14 protein-coding genes are annotated in these 16544 nt (G+C 59.1%); 1 reads left to right on the forward strand and 13 read right to left on the reverse strand.

What is annotated here, in order from left to right:
* Positions 1–6: 6 nt before the first annotated feature.
* The 10 genes from tatC to ACLI1T_RS05975 all read right to left on the reverse strand — a co-directional run bounded on the left by tatC (position 7) and on the right by ACLI1T_RS05975 (position 10572).
* On the reverse strand, positions 7–1131 hold the full coding sequence (gene tatC, locus ACLI1T_RS05930; protein ID WP_349886550.1) for a twin-arginine translocase subunit TatC: 1125 nt from the start codon (positions 1129–1131) through the stop codon (positions 7–9).
* Positions 1132–1258: 127 nt separating this feature from the next.
* Positions 1259–1528 (reverse strand): Sec-independent protein translocase subunit TatA, encoded by a 270-nt coding sequence (gene tatA / locus ACLI1T_RS05935; RefSeq protein WP_284770669.1) that lies wholly within the window; start codon positions 1526–1528, stop codon positions 1259–1261.
* Between the two features lie 112 nt (positions 1529–1640).
* Positions 1641–2594, reverse strand: coding sequence for a helix-turn-helix transcriptional regulator (locus tag ACLI1T_RS05940; protein WP_411702171.1), 954 nt, complete (start codon positions 2592–2594; stop codon positions 1641–1643).
* Between the two features lie 4 nt (positions 2595–2598).
* Positions 2599–3585 carry a helix-turn-helix transcriptional regulator gene (locus ACLI1T_RS05945; protein ID WP_411702172.1) on the reverse strand — a complete coding sequence of 329 codons (987 nt, stop codon included), beginning with the start codon at positions 3583–3585 and terminating at the stop codon, positions 2599–2601.
* Positions 3586–3620: 35 nt separating this feature from the next.
* Positions 3621–5000, reverse strand: a complete 1380-nt coding sequence (gene pafA / locus ACLI1T_RS05950) for a Pup--protein ligase (protein WP_411703299.1) — start codon at positions 4998–5000, stop codon at positions 3621–3623.
* Between the two features lie 38 nt (positions 5001–5038).
* Positions 5039–5230 (reverse strand): ubiquitin-like protein Pup, encoded by a 192-nt coding sequence (locus ACLI1T_RS05955; protein WP_349835990.1) that lies wholly within the window; start codon positions 5228–5230, stop codon positions 5039–5041.
* A 31-nt stretch (positions 5231–5261) separates the two neighbouring features.
* Entirely contained in the window at positions 5262–6806 is a 1545-nt protein-coding gene (gene dop, locus ACLI1T_RS05960; RefSeq protein WP_411702173.1) for a depupylase/deamidase Dop, read from the reverse strand.
* Positions 6791–8371: a proteasome ATPase gene (gene arc / locus ACLI1T_RS05965; RefSeq protein WP_411702174.1), complete on the reverse strand. Its 1581-nt coding sequence runs from the start codon at positions 8369–8371 to the stop codon at positions 6791–6793. The genes dop and arc overlap by 16 nt, the downstream gene beginning before the upstream one ends.
* An 82-nt stretch (positions 8372–8453) precedes the next feature.
* Positions 8454–9290, reverse strand: coding sequence for a tRNA (adenine-N1)-methyltransferase (locus ACLI1T_RS05970; protein ID WP_411702175.1), 837 nt, complete (start codon positions 9288–9290; stop codon positions 8454–8456).
* A gap of 28 nt (positions 9291–9318) precedes the next feature.
* Positions 9319–10572 carry a M18 family aminopeptidase gene (locus tag ACLI1T_RS05975; RefSeq protein ID WP_411702176.1) on the reverse strand — a complete coding sequence of 418 codons (1254 nt, stop codon included), beginning with the start codon at positions 10570–10572 and terminating at the stop codon, positions 9319–9321.
* A 46-nt stretch (positions 10573–10618) separates the two neighbouring features.
* Between ACLI1T_RS05975 and ACLI1T_RS05980 the strand changes: the two genes are divergently transcribed.
* Positions 10619–11446 carry a RecB family exonuclease gene (locus tag ACLI1T_RS05980; protein ID WP_411702177.1) on the forward strand — a complete coding sequence of 276 codons (828 nt, stop codon included), beginning with the start codon at positions 10619–10621 and terminating at the stop codon, positions 11444–11446.
* A gap of 6 nt (positions 11447–11452) precedes the next feature.
* On the opposite strand, the gene ACLI1T_RS05985 is transcribed toward ACLI1T_RS05980, so the two are convergent.
* The 3 genes from ACLI1T_RS05985 to aspA form a co-directional block, all read right to left on the reverse strand.
* Positions 11453–13120 carry a formate--tetrahydrofolate ligase gene (locus tag ACLI1T_RS05985; RefSeq protein WP_411702178.1) on the reverse strand — a complete coding sequence of 556 codons (1668 nt, stop codon included), beginning with the start codon at positions 13118–13120 and terminating at the stop codon, positions 11453–11455.
* Positions 13121–13269: 149 nt separating this feature from the next.
* On the reverse strand, positions 13270–14577 hold the full coding sequence (locus ACLI1T_RS05990) for an anaerobic C4-dicarboxylate transporter (protein WP_411702179.1): 1308 nt from the start codon (positions 14575–14577) through the stop codon (positions 13270–13272).
* Between the two features lie 360 nt (positions 14578–14937).
* Positions 14938–16497 carry an aspartate ammonia-lyase gene (aspA, locus tag ACLI1T_RS05995; RefSeq protein ID WP_023022356.1) on the reverse strand — a complete coding sequence of 520 codons (1560 nt, stop codon included), beginning with the start codon at positions 16495–16497 and terminating at the stop codon, positions 14938–14940.
* Between the last annotated feature and the right edge of the window lie 47 nt (positions 16498–16544).

Consider the following 16544-nt stretch of genomic DNA (forward strand, 5'->3'; position numbering starts at 1 on the left):
CCGTGCTTAAAGCACATCGTCGAAAAAGCCGCCTTCATCGGTAGGTCGCTGCGGCCCCTTGCGATCCCCAGCCTGTTGCGAAGTGCTATCCGACGCCCGATTTTCCGTGCGGACGGTCTGCGATGACGCGCTAGGTGCCGTAGGCTTAGGCGAGGCGTATACGCCCGAGGAGCTAACGCTCGATGGGGCATCGACAGGCGCGGGCCCGCCCACGCCTGTGGGGCTTTCGTCTAGCGCAGACGCGGATTCATCATCAAGATCCATCCAGTCAGGACGCTGCCGATTCTGGCGCTTATCGTGAATGCGGCAGAACTGGAAGGCAATCTCAATAAGCAGCATCAGGCTGGCGGACAAGACCACCATCGTGAAGGGATCTTGGCCTGGAGTCACGAAGGCGGCAAAGATCATCACCACGACGATGACGATGCGACGCTTGTCCTTGACGTGGTTATATTCCAAGACGCCAATGAGGTTGAGAGAGACGATTAACAGCGGAATCTCGAAGCTGATACCGAAGATAAGCAAGAGCGCCAAGAGGAAATAGAAGTATCGCTCACCAGTTAATGCTGCGGTTTGGTACTCAGCGCCGATACCAATGAGGAATTCTAGGCCCACGGACAAGATGAAGTAGGCCAAGATGGCGCCAGCCAAGAAGAGGGAGACGGCCACAACGACGAAGCTTAAGGTGTAGCGGCGCTCATTCTTATGCAGGCCTGGGACGATGAATGCCCACACCTGATAGAGCCAGACTGGAGACGAAATCACCGTACCTGCCAATGCACCTACCTTCAGTCGCAAAATGAGCATCTCGAAGGGGCTGGTGGCAAGCAAGCGGCATTCGCCATCGTTGTTGAAGTTGGCTCGCTTATCTTCCGGCAATGAGCAATAAGGCTCGCGGAGAATTTCTCCCAGCGGCGGAATCCGGAAGGGTGCCTGCTGGTACCAAATGAAACCGATGATCGCGCCGATAACCAAGGCCAGCAAGGAGATAATGATCCTTCGCCGCAGCTCTTGCAGGTGCTGTACTAAGGTCATCTCGCCCGTTGGGTTTTTGGGCTTGCGTGAAAAACCTCGACGCTTGCGGCGCACGCGGGATCCTTGTTCACCGACAGGATGGGTCTGTGAGGACATCAATTTGGCTCTTTCAACGCACAAGAGCGAACACTGCCCTGCCCACCTGATTTCTCAGGGTCGCACTCCGGCACGGCCGACGAGTGCATAAGCAGCAGAGGGTGTTCGCGTTTTTAGCAGGCGGGCGTTAATTCTGAGAGGAAGAGTTTCCCTGCTGGTGGCCAGGCTGCATATCTGGGCGGTTCCAGAACTCCTCATCGGACTGCTGGCGCTTCTGGCTCAGTTGAGCTTGGGTCTCAGAGCGCTTGGTGTCCTCCGATTGCATTTCATTGACCTCAGATTTGAAAATGCGCATCGAGCGGCCCATGGAACGAGCAAGATCGGGCAATTTCTTCGCGCCAAATAGCAAGATGATGACGAGAACAATAAGGCCGATTTCCAATGGTCCTAAGGTCATAAGATCCTCTTTCGGTTCTTCTTTGCCTGCGTCAAATGACCGCCGCGCTCCCTGACTTCGCGGGGAATTCGCGAGGCAATTTTAAGACGCATGTGCGTGCAGTAACTGGATTTTAAGTATAGCCCTTCAACGCATCATTTCCGCGTTCCGCAATGAGATTTACAATAGATTCTGGGGCTATAACGCGTAACCTATCGGCCTGCCCGAGGGCAAAACGAACCAGCCAATCCACCGAGCCGACCTGCATTGTTGCAGCTATAGTGCCGTTTTCTAGGCGTTTGCCTAATTGCATATCGTAGTATTCTGCAAGCCAGGTGAATTTTTCATGAATGACTAATTCCACGGAATCCGCCGCACCTAAATTAAAGGGTGCTGCAGCGTCGCAGTCCAGCTGTTTGAGGCGGGGATGAGCAGTCTCCTCGGTCAACTCGGCATGCTTGATGCGGTCAATACGAAAGGTCCTGTGCCCTTGCTTTTCTTCTTCCCACGCCGCGAGATAGGGCTCGGCATCCACGATAAAAATCCGGGCCGGATCAACCACGCGCTCGGTTTCCTTATTAGATGAGGCGCTCCAATAGCGCATCCGGATGCGCCTTTTTTCGTTGAGCCCACGGTTCAAGGTCGCCTGGATGTCGGATTCTTGCGGGTCCACCGTCGATAAGGTGTCATAGATGCTCAGCGTGCGCTCATCCATAATGGAGCGCAATTTCGCCGCGGCAGACTTAATCGCCCGCGCATCCAACAGGCCGGGCATAGCCTCGAGGGATTCTAGGGTAAGCAAGAGCGCGCCGGCCTCGGTTGGGGTAAGCCGCAATGCTTGTCCCAGCCCCTGGTCATTGTAAATGGTGACCCCATCGCGGTAGCTAAAAGAGAGATCGATGAGCTCCTCAGTATTGCGGCCGGTCCCAGAGCAAAATAGCCGGTCCACGGCATCTTTCAGCTCCCCTGGGTCCATGCCCAGATCCGCAGCCGCCTCCATCGGAGTTTTATCCGGATGGTTTTGGAAGTACGGGATGAGGTTCAGCGACCGGACGAGCGCTTGCAGTTTATGAGATCCATCGGCCATTGGTTTACTCAGCTCCGTTGTGGTTGGCGGCTGCGCGCAGAAGGTTAATGATGTCAGTGCGCACCTCGGGGGGATCGAGCACTTTTACTTCTGGGGCATAGCCCGCTGCGGTGCGCACCAACCAATCCTTTTGGACCCCGGTCAGCACTACGGTGCCTTCGGCAGTGCGCTCCCCCGCACTTTCTAGCTCTTGGGCTTGACCTTCAGGAATATGCAGGGTCGCACCCACCTTTTCGCCGCGTTGTAGGGCCTCTTTGACGAGCTTGTCGATGTCCACCGTCGGCTCAGAATGCTCAGCCGGCTGGTGCGACCTTTTGATATCGGAAAGCCGCAGGGCGCGGAAGACGCGCGGGGCGGCGCGGCCAACATCGAAGCCAACGATATAGATGCGGCTCTGGTGGTTGACTACTCCCCAGGGATCCATGGTGCGGCGCACGGTCTCCGCCGCTGGGTGGGGGCGATAGGCAAAAGTAATCCGGATTTTATTCCGCACGGCGGCCAAGACGAAGGTGATCACCTCGGGGGCAAGGCGGGTGATGTCATTGACCGCGGTATAGACGGGTGCGCCCTCCAGGTTCCGGGAGGCACCCGAGGCGGCTATCTTGGTCCACCCGGACAAAGAGAAATCGCTCAATCCACCAGGGGTTCCCACTCCCCCTGCGATGCCAAGCACCATCGCTTCTTCCGGTGAAAATCCCACCGGCGGGAGCTGGTAATTGCTTTGGTCGAGGCGGTACGAGGCGCCGTCTTCCCCACCGGTGTGCACGATGGGGACTCCAGCGCGTTGCAAGGTGGCGATATCGCGCGCCAAGGCCTTGGTAAAAGCTTCGTCGGATTTATCGCTATAGCCTGCGACGTGGCTGCGGATCCAGGCTGCAGAGCGGTCCGGTGAACCACCCGAATTCGCCGCTCCTTGCAGCGCAAAGGACAGGTTGGTGAGCCTTTCTACCGCCGCATCCTGCCGGCTCGGCGTGGATCGTGATGCCACCACGTTGTCTACTCTCCCCTTTGCTCAATGTGCACGCCTTAGGCGTGATTATCGTGCATATAGTCTAGCAATGCCGCGACGCGCGGATCGGTGGACGCGAAAGGATCCAGCAGTTCCTCGGTGCGCGGTTCAGGGCGGTTGACCTTCAGCCGCGTCCAGTCCACGGTCACGTGCGCGCCGCAGTCTTCGGCCGCAGCCAAGAACTGGCCGCGCAAGGCCGCGCGCGTAGTTGGCGGCGCGGTCGATACCGCACGCTCGATGTCTTCATCTTCAATCCAGCGCTCGATCATCCCGCGGCGCAGCAACACGTCGTACAAACCTCGCCCTGGCCGGATATCGTGATAGGTCATATCGATCTGTGTGAGTTTCGGATGCGCCCAGTCACCGCCCAAGCGCGAGCGGTAGCGCTCGAGCAGCTCGAGCTTGATGACCCAATCAATCTCACGGTTCACGCTAGAGAAATCTCCGGTCTCGATGGCGCGCAGGATGCGCTCCCACAGGTCAACGACGCGCTCCAATTCCGCAGTGGGCGTGCCGGCTTCTTCGCGGTGGGCGAGCCAATCGCGCGCCCGTGCGCAGAGCTGCTGTTGGACCTCCAGGGCGGTGATGGTTCCCCCGCTGACGAGCGGCAGCGGTGTGGAGCCGGTCAGATCGCGCGCGATGGAGCGTATGTGGTGGATTGGATCTGCGATCTCGAGTTCGGGCAGCTCGAAGCCTGCCTCCAGCATCTCTAACATGAGCAGGGTGGAGCCGACCTTCAGTGCGATGGTGGGCTCCGCCATATTGGAATCGCCTACGATGATGTGCATGCGGCGAAAGCGCTTGGAATCCCCGTGCGGCTCGTCGCGGGTATTGATGATGGGCCGGGACCGGGTGGTCGCAGACGAGACACCCTCCCAGACCTGGTCGGCGCGCTGGGATAAGAGGAATTGCGCGGGGTGTTCGCCCTTGGCTGGCTGCACCATTCCCGCCCCGCAGATAAGTTGGCGGGTAATCAGGAAGGGCAAGAGCGCTACGCCCAGATCTTTGAGCACCATATGCCGGCTAATGAGGTAATTCTCGTGGCAGCCAAAGGAGTGCCCGGCGGAATCTACGTTGTTCTTAAAAAGGTAGACCGGCCGCTCGTTTCCTTCTGCGGCCAAAGCAGCTTCGGCCTGTAGCGCGAGGCGGCTCATCACGCGGTCACCGGCGCATTCGTAGGCAATGAGCTGGCTGAGGCTATCGCACTCGGCGGTAGCTACCTCAGGATGCGAGCCGACGTCAAGGTACAGGCGGCTCGCATTGGTGGCGAAGATATTGGACGAGGCGTATTTTTCGACGATCGGCCAGAAGAGCACGCGCGCAACTTCATCGGGGCTTAAAGCACGCTGGTCCTTCGGCGTCGCCGTGGACAGGCCATACTCGGTTTCGATGCCCATGATGCGCCGGGCAAAAACGGGACGTGTGGATTCCACGCCTACTGTCCGCCCTTTTGGACGTAGGAGCGGACGAATTCTTCCGCGTTATTTTCTAGCAGGCCATCGATCTCATCAAGCAGGTCATCGGTGCCAGAGGTGTTGATATTGAGCTGGGTTGCGGTAAATTCTTCCTCTGACTCGGGGCCGTTTCCCCCATTATTGCTAGTGACCTGGCGATTCGAATTGGACACGGTGTCATCCTTTCGTCGTGTTAGGCGATCATTACTTACGATACTCGGGCTGGATACCGATGGCAGCAAGGCCTTCCAGCAACTCGTCTACGCTGCTTGCGCCCTCGATGATGTCTTCGCAGTCCGCGCGGGTGAGCCCGCGGGCATCATCCATGGCCACGGTGGCCCAGACTCCGTTTCGGGCGTGTCCGTCCTTATCACCACGGCGCAGGGTGAGGCTTTGCCAGCTGGCAGCGATGATATCTTCGCCGAATTTCTGCGTTATGCGCCCGCGGAAATATGCCCGCGTATCGGCGGGCGGCTCGGCGGCGGCGCGGTGCAGTTTTTCGGCGCTGAAGAGCTGGCGCATCTGGCCCTTGCGCACCAGCGCATGGTGGAGCGACTTCTCGGGATCGATTTCCGCATATTGCAAGTCAATAAGGCGCAGCTTGGGATCATCTGGGGACATGCCGCGGTCCAAGTAGCTCTTGATCAACCGGTACTTGGCCACCCAATCTAGGAGGTGGGCGGCTTTGAGGGGGTCATCGGCAAGCAGCTCTACTGCCTCGTCCCAGGCCGCCAGCACCTTGTGGTCGGCGGAATTCTCTGGCTGCAGGCGGCGGCGGTATTCGGCGAGCAGCTCGAGGGCGGTGAGCTCGCGGCCATCGGCAAGCGTGAGCCGGTGGCGCAATTCGAGGTCGCGGCTTACCAGGGGGACCTCCGCGACGGCATCGGCAAGGCGCAGATCGCTAAAGTCCGTGCCGGCCTCAATGGCATCGAGCACCAGCGAGGTCATGCCCAATTTCAGTAGCGTCGAGGTCTGCGACATATTCGCATCGCCGATGATGACGTGCAGGCGGCCGAAGACATCGTGGATGGCATGGGGCTCGTCGCGGGTATTGATGATGCCGCGGTTGAGGGTGGTTTCCAGGGAAATTTCCTGCTCGATATAGTCCGCGCGCTGGGAAATCTGGAACCCCGGTTCCTCTCCAAACTCCCCGCGCCCCATGCGCCCAGCACCGATGACGACCTGCCGGGCCACGAAGAAGGGAATGAGCGCCTGGGCCATGACCGAAAAATCGGCGCTGCGGGCATACTGATAATTTTCATGCGAACCGTAGCTGGCGCCCTTGCCATCGACGTTATTCTTGTACAACCGCAGCGGCGGGCACGGCTGCCGGTCCGCCAAGACGGACTTTCCCTGTTCCGTCAGCTCAGCGACGGCATCCCTGGCCTGCAGCAGCGTGTGATCGCCGGCGGCGTCATAGAGCGTCGCGTCCCAAGCATTCGTGCATTCCGGCGCCGAGTACTCGGGGTGGGCATGGTCCACATAGAACCGCGCCCCGCTCGGGGTGACAACATTGGCCACACCAACCGCATTGGGGTCTACCACGGGAACCGTATCGTAGCGCTTGAGGTCAAAACCGCGGGAATCTCGCAAGGGATGTTCTTCCGCAAAATCCCAGCGCGAACGCGCGCCCGTGTACAGCGCTGCATAGGCCACCACCGCGTGGGTCGAGGTGATGATTGGGGATTCCTCCGGCGAATCCGGCGTAGAAATGCCGTATTCCGTTTCCGTTCCTAGCACGCGGGCCACGTACAGCTCCTTCCGCTTAAAAGTTCCACACTGGTCACACGCGATCCGCCGTGATCCGCGGAAACAATCTTGCTCCATTCCTCGGGGTTGGTTGAGGTGGGCATGTATTCCGATTCCGCCTGCTCGGCGGCGATGGCGGCACGCAGGTGCTGCTTGCCGATGCCCCCTTTAACGCCCCCATCGCCTTCCTCCGCGGCGCGCTGCGCACCGTGGTCCGATAAAGCCTCCTTGATGGCTAGCTTCTTAGCCCGGGCCAAGATATTGGCAATCATCGCGCCAGAGACGAAATCGCGGTAGTGCAGGACCTGGCGCTGCCCATTGCTAAAGTGCAGCTGGGCAAAAGGCCTATCGCTATAGAGCTCATCTACGGCATCGCCGATGAGCTCGTCAATATCGCCCACGTGTGGAATGGAGGGATCGAAGTGGCGGGCGAAGATCTCGCGCGCGCCGCGCTTGGTGGGGCGATTGATGCGCACCTTCATATCCAGCCTGCCCGGGCGCATGATGGCGGGGTCAATGAGCTCTTCCCTGTTGGTGGCGCCGATGATGACCACATTGCTGAGGCCCTCCACGCCATCGAGCTCCGTCAGCAGCTGGGGAACGACGGTGGTTTCCATATCAGACGAAACCCCGGATCCGCGGGTGCGGAAAATGGATTCCATCTCATCAAAGAAGATGACCACGGGGCGATCCGCGCTGGCCTGGGCGAGCTCGCGGGCGCGCTCAAAGATAAGCCGAATGCGGCGTTCGGTTTCGCCGACGTACTTATTCAGCAGCTCTGGGCCCTTGACATTGAGGAAGTAGCTGGAGCCATTTCCCCCCATCTGGGTAGATAAGGAGTTCGCCACGGCCTTAGCAATGAGCGTCTTTCCGCAGCCGGGTGGGCCATAAAGCAACACACCCTTGGGCGGTTGCAAGCCATACTGCCGGTAGAGCTCGGGGTGGATAAAGGGCAGCTCGACGGAATCGCGGATCTGCGAAATCTGCTCGTCCAGGCCGCCGATGTCCTCGTAGCGCACATCGGGTACCTCTTCCAGCGAAAGCTGGGAAACCTCTGCTTGATCGACCTTTTCCACGGCCACGGAAGCCTTGGTATCTAACAGCACCACCTCGCCCGCGCGCACGCTTTCTTGCAGCGCCTGTGCGAGCAGGACGACGCGGTTATCCCCCGCGGAATTAGCCACGACGGCCCGGCGCTGGTCCAAGCGCTCAACCACGGTGGCAAGTTCGCCAGTGCTCGTGGGAGCGCAGCCTTCGACGACCACGAAGCCATCGCCCAGCCGGACCTGTTGGCCCACCTGCAGGCTGCCCGGCTCCACGTTGGGAGAGACCTTGAGCTGCATGACGCGGCCGTTGGTATAGACCTCCGCGGTGGTGCCTACCTCGCTTTGGTGTGGCGAGTAGGCCAAAAAGACCCCATATGTAGAGGCGGGCTCTGCAAGCGCATTGACCTCAGCAAATAACTGCTCGAGCTCGGCGCGCGATTTCTGTAGTAGCTCCACCAGCTTTTGATTGCGCGCAGCAAGCTGGCTGAGTTGCCGCTTATTATCCGTGGCTTCATCCATGCACACCACTTTAACGCGCGAGAAGGTATGAGCGAGGCCACTTTAGTAATTAATTACACCCGTGTACTTAAAACTGTGCACCTTATTTGCGGGCGCGGCGCTGGGGGCGCGGCGGGGTGACGCCATCGGCAAGCCGCCTGGTCCAAATAAGGAATGCGGTATGCGCGTTCATGCGGTGCTCCGGACGGGTGGCTAGGCCTTCTACCTTCCACTCGCGCACCAAGGATTCCCACGCCTTCGGCTCGGTGAAGCATTGCAGCTCCCGGATGCCCTCCATGACCTTCATCAGCTGTGGAACGGTTGCCACATAGGTCATGAATACGCCGCCGGGGATTAACAGATCGCGTACGGTCTCCAGGTTTTCCCAGGGCTCCAGCATGTCCAAGATGATGCGATCGACGGGGCCGCCGAGGTCCTCAGCGGTGACATCGCCAAGATCGCCTAGGCGCGGCGACCACCACTCGGGGCGGTTGCCAAAGTATTCCTCGACGTTATCGACCGCGTACTCCAAGTGATCGTCGCGGATCTCGTAGGAATAGACGTGGCCTTCGGGTCCCACGGCGCGCAGGAGGGACATCGACAAGGCGCCGGAGCCGGCACCGGCCTCCAGCACGCGGGCGCCCATGAAAATATCGCCCTCGACCAAGATTTGTGCGGCATCCTTGGGATAAATGACGGCGGCACCGCGCGGCATCGAGAGGACGTGATCCACCATGAGGTGGCGGAAGAGCAGGAAGGACGAGCCCAAGGTGGACTCGATGACGGAACCTTCATCCATCCCCACGATGTCATCGTGGTTGATTATGCCTTTATGGGAATGGAACTGGCCTCCTTCTTTCAAAATGACCGTGTAGTGGCGCCGCTTGGCGTCCGTCAGCTGCACGCGGTCGCCATAGGAAAAGGGGCCAGAATAAGCCATGCCGCAAAACTCCTCGAGGTTGTGGGAACTAACCCTTCAAGTATGCCTCAAGAGCCCGCGAGAGCCATATTTGGTCCTGCTCGCCCACCATCTCGCGCGCGGAGTGCATCGACAGCATCGGCACGCCCACATCGACGGTGTCGATACCCAGCCGCGTTGCGGTAATCGGGCCGATGGTCGAGCCGCACGGCACATCGTTATTGCCCACGAAACGCTGCACCGGAACCCCACCCTTGGCACACGCGGTCTCCCACAGAGCAATCGTCTGTGCATCTGAGGCGTAGCGCTGGTTGCCGTTGATCTTGGTCACTGGGCCCTGCCCAATGATCGGCTGGTGGGTGGGGTCGTGCTTATCCGCGTAATTGGGGTGCACCGAGTGCGCGGCATCGGCAGACACGCAGCTGGAGCGAGCGAACATCTGGAATCGCTCTTCCTCATTAGCCCCCAGCGCGCGGGCGGTGCGGGTTAGCACGTCCTGCAGGATCGGTCCGGCGGCACCATAGCGGGAACTCGAGCCCACTTCCTCGTGGTCAAAGGCCATCATGACCAAAATATCGGAGCCGTCATAGTCCTGCGCAGCGGTCTGCATAGCCTCCAGCGAGGCGTGCACCGAAGATAGGTTATCCATGCGGCCAGCCGCGATGAACTTTTCGCCCGCGCCAAAGATGGCACCCCGGGCGGCATCGGCGGTAATCAGGTTGAAGGAAGCAATATTCTGCTTGGCGATGCCCGCCTGCTCCCCCACCACCTGCAGGATCGACGCCTCTTCATCGCCCACCGTCAGCACCGGCTGCATGTGCTTTTGGCGGTCCGGCTTGAACTCATCCTTGCGGTACAAGTGAATGGCCAGCGAAGGAAGGCGCAGGACTGGACCCGTATTCACGAGGTGCTGGCGCCCATCCGTGGTCACCACCTGGCCGGCGACGGTAAGTTCACGATCAAACCACGTGTGCAGCAAGGCACCGCCGTAGATTTCCACCGCGACCTGTTGCCAACCTACAGCCGAAAAATCGGGCGTGGGCTTGAGCGCCAGCCCCGGCGAATCGGTATGCGAGCCAACGATGCGGAAACCGGAGTTCTTATCGGTGCCTTCCGGCACGTACCACGCGGCAACCGCACCGCCGCGGACCATGACGTGCCCGCCTGGTGCGGCCGACCAGTCCTCGCGCTCATCCTGAACCTGGAAGCCAGATTCTTGCAGCTGGCGCGCTACCTCATGCGCGGCGTGGTACGACGACGGCGAGGCCGCCAAGAAATCAAGGAACTTATCGGTATAACTCATGCCTTCTAGCTTGCCACGAAACGATCAGCGATAGGCTAGATACACCATGGCTACTACATCAACTCCCCGCCCCCGTCCCCTTGCCCTGTCGCCCTCGCGCGCCTCCGACTACCAGCAGTGCCCGCTGCTCTACCGTTTCCGGGCCATCGACAAGATTTCCGAGCCCAAGACCATCGCCCAAGTTAAGGGAACCCTGGTCCACGCGGTCCTAGAAGAAACGCATAAGCTCCCGCGTGAAGAGCGCACCTACCCAGCAGCGGTAAAGATGATCAAACCGAGCTGGGCCGCGATGACAGAAGAGGACGCTGAACTGCTCGAGCTCGTGCCCGAAGAAGAGACGTATGACTTCTTCGTCGCCGCCCGCGAGCTGCTCAAGGGCTATTTTCAGATGGAAAACCCGCAGGGCTTCGACTGCCAAGAAACCGAGATGTATGTCAATACAGTCTTGCCCAATGGCGTGCCCGTGCGCGGGTTTATTGACCGCGTGGACCGCGCCCCCACCGGCGAGGTGCGCGTCGTGGATTATAAGACGGGAAAGAAACCAGCACCCCGGTTTTCCCAGAGCGCCCAATTCCAGATGCGCTTTTACGCCCTGGTGTACTGGCGCCTGCTGGGCATCATCCCCCACCAACTGCGGCTGATGTATCTCAAGGTGCTGGACTCGATGTTTTTAGCTCCTACCCAGGAAGAACTCGAATACTTCGAGCGCGATCTAGGCCAACTGTGGGCCAAGATTGAGGCCGATGGGCGCGCCGGGGACTTTCGCCCGAAACGCTCCAAGCTCTGTAATTGGTGCGCGCATCAGGCGATCTGCCCCGAATTTGGCGGCACGCCGCCGGAGTACCCGGGGTGGCCGGGCTCCGCGGCGGATTAGCTCCTTTTAGAACAGTCCGGATACCGTGCCATCGGCGGCGACGTCGATATTATTGGCCGCCGACTTCTTAGGCAGGCCCGGCATGGTCATCACGTTGCCGGTCAGCACCACAATGAACCCGGAACCGGTGCGCGGCAGCAGCTCGCGCACGTGCAGCGTGTGGCCTTCCGGTGCACCCAATGCCGTTGCTTCATCGGAGAAGGAATACTGCGTCTTGGAAATGACTACGGGTAGTTTATCCCAGCCATTGTCCTTGATGTACTGCAAGTCCTTCACGGCCTTGGAGCCGTATTCCACGCGGTCCGCGCGGTAGATCTCGCGGGCGATGGTCTCGATGGAGGCCTCGATGCTTTCTTCCGGATCGTAGAGGTGCTGCGCGCCGCCCTCGAGGTTCTCCAACAAGGTCTCGGCCAGCTTCGTCGCTCCCGCGCCGCCTTCGGCCCAGACGTTGGCCTCTTCTAGGGCCACGCCGAAGTCCTTAGCCCAATCGCGCATGAACTGGCGCTCCGCCTCGGTATCGGACCAGAAGAGGTTCAGCGCGACGACGGGCTTGATCCCAAACTTGCGCAGGTTTTCTACGTGGCGCTCAAGATTGACGATGCCCTTCTGCAGCGCCTCGAGGTTTTCCTCGGTGAGCTTGTCCTTGGCCACGCCCCCGTTGTACTTCTGCGAGCGAATCGTCGCCACGACCACCGCGCCGGCCACGTCCAGGTCACCAAACCGGGACTTGATATCCATAAACTTCTCGCCGCCAAGATCCGCGCCGAAGCCGGCTTCAGACAGCACGATATCGCCAAACTGCAGCGCGGTCTGCGTCGCCAGCAAGGAGTTGCAGCCGTGCGCGATATTGGCGAAAGGACCACCGTGCACGAGTGCGGGAACCCCGCCGAGGGTTTGCACGAGGTTTGGGTTCAAAGCATCGCGCATCAGCGCGGTCAGCGCGCCTTCCGCATCGAGCTCGCGCGCGGTCACTGGGCGTTGGTCATAGGTAAAGCCGACGGTGATATCGCCTAGGCGCTGCTTGAGGTCTTCGAGGCTCGTCGCCAAGCACAAAATGGCCATGATTTCGGAGGCGGCCGTAATGGTAAAGCCAGTTTCTGCCGGTACGCCGTGCGCAGAGCCGCCGAGCCCGGTGACCACATTGCGCAGTGCGCGGTCGTTCACGTCGACGCAGCGCTGCCAAGTGACGCGGCGCGGGTCGATGCCCAGCTGATTGCCCTGGTGGATGTGATTGTCGATGATGGCCGCCAGCGTATTCGTTGCCGCGGCAATGGCGTGGAAGTCACCGGTGAAGTGCAGGTTGATATCCTCCATCGGCACAATCTGGGCGTAACCGCCACCCGCGGCGCCGCCCTTGATGCCCATGACCGGGCCCTGGGATGGCTCGCGCAGGGCCACGATAGCCTTCTTCCCGATCTGATCCAGCGCATCGGTCAAGCCGATAAGCACCGTGGATTTACCTTCGCCAGCAGGTGTTGGGGAGACTCCTGTCACCAGCACGAGCTTGCCGCGCTTGTCTTTGGCGTAGTCCACCTTGGTGATATCCACCTTGGCTTTCGTGGAACCAAAGGGAATTACTGCATCTTCGGGGATGCCTGCTTTGGCTGCGATCTCCCCAATCGGCTGCAGGTTATGGGCTTGTGCGATTTCAACATCGGATGGCTGCGTAGTCATGGCACCTACCCTACCGATTTCTGGCATAAGCCAAGTCGCATGGGGGTATGAAGTGTGAGACGGAACATTTCTTATGGTGGAGCTTCCACATAAAAGTGGCGCCCTCTCCGCGGAGAAGACGCCACTGGGAGTGCAAGCTAGAGGACTCGCTAAATGATTACCGCGCCGAGTGCGTAGCCAAGGAGCACGGAACCGGCGATGCTGACCACGCCAGGGATGAGGAATGGGTGGTTGAATACGGCCTTGCCGATCTTGGTCGTGCCCGTATCATCCATTTCGACTGCTGCCAGCAACGTTGGGTACGTAGGCAAGATGAACAGAGCAGAAACTGCCGGGAATGCGGCCACAGCGGTAACCGGGCTTACTCCCAACGCCAACGCGGCGGGCATGAGCGCCTTGGTGGTAGCAGCCTGCGAGTACAGCAGGGCTGCGGCGAAGAAGAGCACCACTGCCAGCAACCATGGCGAAGCTTCAATGACGTCACCAGCCAAGGCTTGAATATCGTCCAAGTAGTGGTTGATAAGGGTGGTTCCCAACCACGCGACACCCAGCACACAGATGCAGGCGGACATGCCCGATTTAAATACCGGGGTATTGAGGACGTCAGCGGCCGGGATCTTGGTCTTGAGCACGATGATCGTCGCGGCCGAAAGCATGACCGTCATAATCGCCTCATTGCGCGGCAGCGTTGGATCCGTGATGAGCCCAACTTGTTCGGAAGAAATGGTAGCCCATGCCATGACGATAACGATGGCGATAAGGAAGATAACGACGGAAGACTTAGCGCCTTCCTTTGGCTCATATTTGCTAGCACCAATCGGCTCTTTGACCAGGCCCTGCGCCTTGCGCTCTTGGTACACAGGGTCATCTTCCAGCTCCTTACCAAACTTATTGGCCAGCCAAGCTGCGGGGAAGATGGACAAAAAAGTAGCTGGAATCAACACGGCGAGCACTTGGAGGTACCCCACCCCCATGGGCTCAAGCAGACCAGCCAGGATGACAACTGCAGCAGAAATCGGCGAGGCACAAATACCCATCTGCGCGGCGACGACCGCGATAGATAGCGGGCGCGACGGGCGAACCTTGCCTTCCTTGGCCACCTCAACGATGACCGGCAGCGTGGAAAAGGAGGTGTGCCCGGTACCAGCTAAGACCGTCATCAACCAGGTCACGATGGGTGCGTAAAACGTAATCTTCTTGGGGTTTTTGCGCAGGAACTTCTCGGCCACGTGAACCAAATAGTCCATGCCGCCGGCCTTTTGCATCGCGGCGATGGCCGCGATCACCGTCATAATGATGGCGATGACGTCGAACGGAATGTCTTCCCTAGTTACGGGAACTCCCGCAACGCCCAAAAGGAGAACGCCTAGGCCACCGGCCATGCCGATGCCTATGGACCCAATTCTCGCACCTAAGATAATGGCCGCGAGAACGATGACAATATGAATAATAACCATGGATACACTCCACACGTTCTCAACTACACGTGGTGGACACACATCAGCATGCCGGTCGTGGACCACCCTTACATTTCTATTTTGCCTTGAATATGTTGTTTTATTTACGCATTCTGCCCGTTTGTGTTGCTTCCCACATGTGTTCTACCTCGCGTTATCAACCGTTCGGTATATTTCCATGCCGCTGCACTATGGAAACGGGAGACGTTAGCTCAGGCATTCACGAAAGAGACCGCACACACCATGGAGTACTTTTCCGCTTTCCACGGAAAAAACAGCACGGTGTGTGCGGAATGGTGGGCACCACCATGAGGATGGGCATCGCCCACCTCATGCAGCACTCCGGCTCGCGAACTTTACTTAGTTGTCATCGAGGAAAAGCTGACCGCGAAACTCTGGGTGCATCAGGTTTTCTACCGACAGAACCTTGTTCAGCGTTGCCTCATCCAGAAGGCCCTTCTCCAGGACGAGTTCCTTGACACCCTTGCCGGTCTTGAGGGATTCCTTGGCAATCTCGTCACCGTTGTGGTGGCCAATGAATGGGTTCAAGTAGGTGACGATACCAATGGAGTTCTCCACGTACTGGCGGCACACATCGGCGTTAGCGGTAATGCCGGTAACACACTTCTCACGCAGCGCATCTACCGCGTTGCCCATAATGCGGATGGACTGGAACAGTGCCTCACCGATGACCGGCTCCATCACGTTGAGCTGCAACTGGCCTGCCTCTGCAGCCATGGTCACGACGTGGTCGTTGCCGAAGATCTTGAAGCAGGTCTGGTTGACAACCTCTGGGATGACTGGGTTGACCTTACCCGGCATGATGGAGGAACCTGCCTGGCGGGCTGGCAGGTTGATCTCGCCAAGGCCAGCGCGCGGACCAGAGGACAGCAGGCGCAGGTCGTTACAGATCTTGGACAGCTTCATGGCAGCGCGCTTGATGGCGGAGTGCAAGAATACGTAGGCACCGCAGTCAGAGGTAGCCTCGATAAGGTCGCTCGCAGTCTTCATCTCCAGGCCAGTGACCTCCGACAATGCGGCGGTTACCTGGTGGCGGTAGCCGGCTGGAGTGTTAACACCGGTACCGATGGCGGTTGCGCCGAGGTTGATCTGCAGCAAGCGGCTCTGTGCATCGCGCAGAACGGCCTGTTCCTCGTTCAGATTATTAGCAAAGCCCTTGAATTCGTCGCCCAAGGTCATGGGGACGGCATCCTGCAGCTGGGTACGGCCCATCTTCAGGATGTCTTGGAACTCATTACCCTTGTCCTGGAATGCGGAACGCAGGCTGTCGATGCGCACGATGAGGTCATCGATGGCAGCGTACAGGCCCAACCGGAAGCCGGTTGGGTAAGCATCGTTGGTGGACTGGGACATGTTGACATCGTCGTTGGGGTTGATGATGTCGTAGGAGCCCTTCTCCTCCCCCAAGTGCTCAAGGGCCAAGTTGGCAACGACCTCATTGGTGTTCATGTTCAACGAGGTGCCGGCACCACCCTGGAATACATCGAGCGGGAACTGGTCCATGCAGCGACCCTCATCCAGGATCTGGTCACAGGCCCACATGATGGCCTCTGCCTTCTTCTTTGGCAGCACGTGCAAGCGACGGTTGGCCATCGCGGCAGCCTTTTTGACCTTCACCATGCCGCGGATGAAGTGCGGAATGGTGTTAATGGTCACGTAGGAAATCTGGAAGTTATCCATCGCGCGGACGGTGTGGACACCAAAGTAAGCATCAGCGGGAATTTCCAAGTCACCGATCAGGTCGGTTTCCGTACGAGTGTTTTTGCTCGACGTCTTTGGCTGCTTCTGCTCAGCTACCTTTTTCTGTGCAGAATGAGTGGTCTTATCCTCCTGCTTATTCTCCGCTTGCTTTGCGGCAGACTTAGTGTCTTTTTCTTCTTTCTTAGACGACTTTGCCATGATGGCGCGGCTCCTTTGCCTGTCGAGAATGATGTCCGAGTGAATAA

The sequence above is a fragment of the Corynebacterium tuingiense genome, from assembly GCF_046718165.1.
Lineage (GTDB): Bacteria > Actinomycetota > Actinomycetes > Mycobacteriales > Mycobacteriaceae > Corynebacterium.

What these genes read in the sequence shown, in the direction of transcription:
- tatC (WP_349886550.1), bottom strand. Translation starts at nt 1,131, where the DNA reads ATGTCCTCACAGACCCATCCTGTCGGTGAACAAGGATCCCGCGTGCGC.
- tatA (WP_284770669.1), bottom strand. Translation starts at nt 1,528, where the DNA reads ATGACCTTAGGACCATTGGAAATCGGCCTTATTGTTCTCGTCATCATC.
- ACLI1T_RS05940 (WP_411702171.1), bottom strand. Translation starts at nt 2,594, where the DNA reads ATGGCCGATGGATCTCATAAACTGCAAGCGCTCGTCCGGTCGCTGAAC.
- pafA (WP_411703299.1), bottom strand. Translation starts at nt 5,000, where the DNA reads ATGGGCATCGAAACCGAGTATGGCCTGTCCACGGCGACGCCGAAGGAC.
- arc (WP_411702174.1), bottom strand. Translation starts at nt 8,371, where the DNA reads ATGGATGAAGCCACGGATAATAAGCGGCAACTCAGCCAGCTTGCTGCG.
- ACLI1T_RS05970 (WP_411702175.1), bottom strand. Translation starts at nt 9,290, where the DNA reads ATGGCTTATTCTGGCCCCTTTTCCTATGGCGACCGCGTGCAGCTGACG.
- ACLI1T_RS05975 (WP_411702176.1), bottom strand. Translation starts at nt 10,572, where the DNA reads ATGAGTTATACCGATAAGTTCCTTGATTTCTTGGCGGCCTCGCCGTCG.
- ACLI1T_RS05980 (WP_411702177.1), top strand. Translation starts at nt 10,619, where the DNA reads ATGGCTACTACATCAACTCCCCGCCCCCGTCCCCTTGCCCTGTCGCCC.
- ACLI1T_RS05985 (WP_411702178.1), bottom strand. Translation starts at nt 13,120, where the DNA reads ATGACTACGCAGCCATCCGATGTTGAAATCGCACAAGCCCATAACCTG.
- ACLI1T_RS05990 (WP_411702179.1), bottom strand. Translation starts at nt 14,577, where the DNA reads ATGGTTATTATTCATATTGTCATCGTTCTCGCGGCCATTATCTTAGGT.
- aspA (WP_023022356.1), bottom strand. Translation starts at nt 16,497, where the DNA reads ATGGCAAAGTCGTCTAAGAAAGAAGAAAAAGACACTAAGTCTGCCGCA.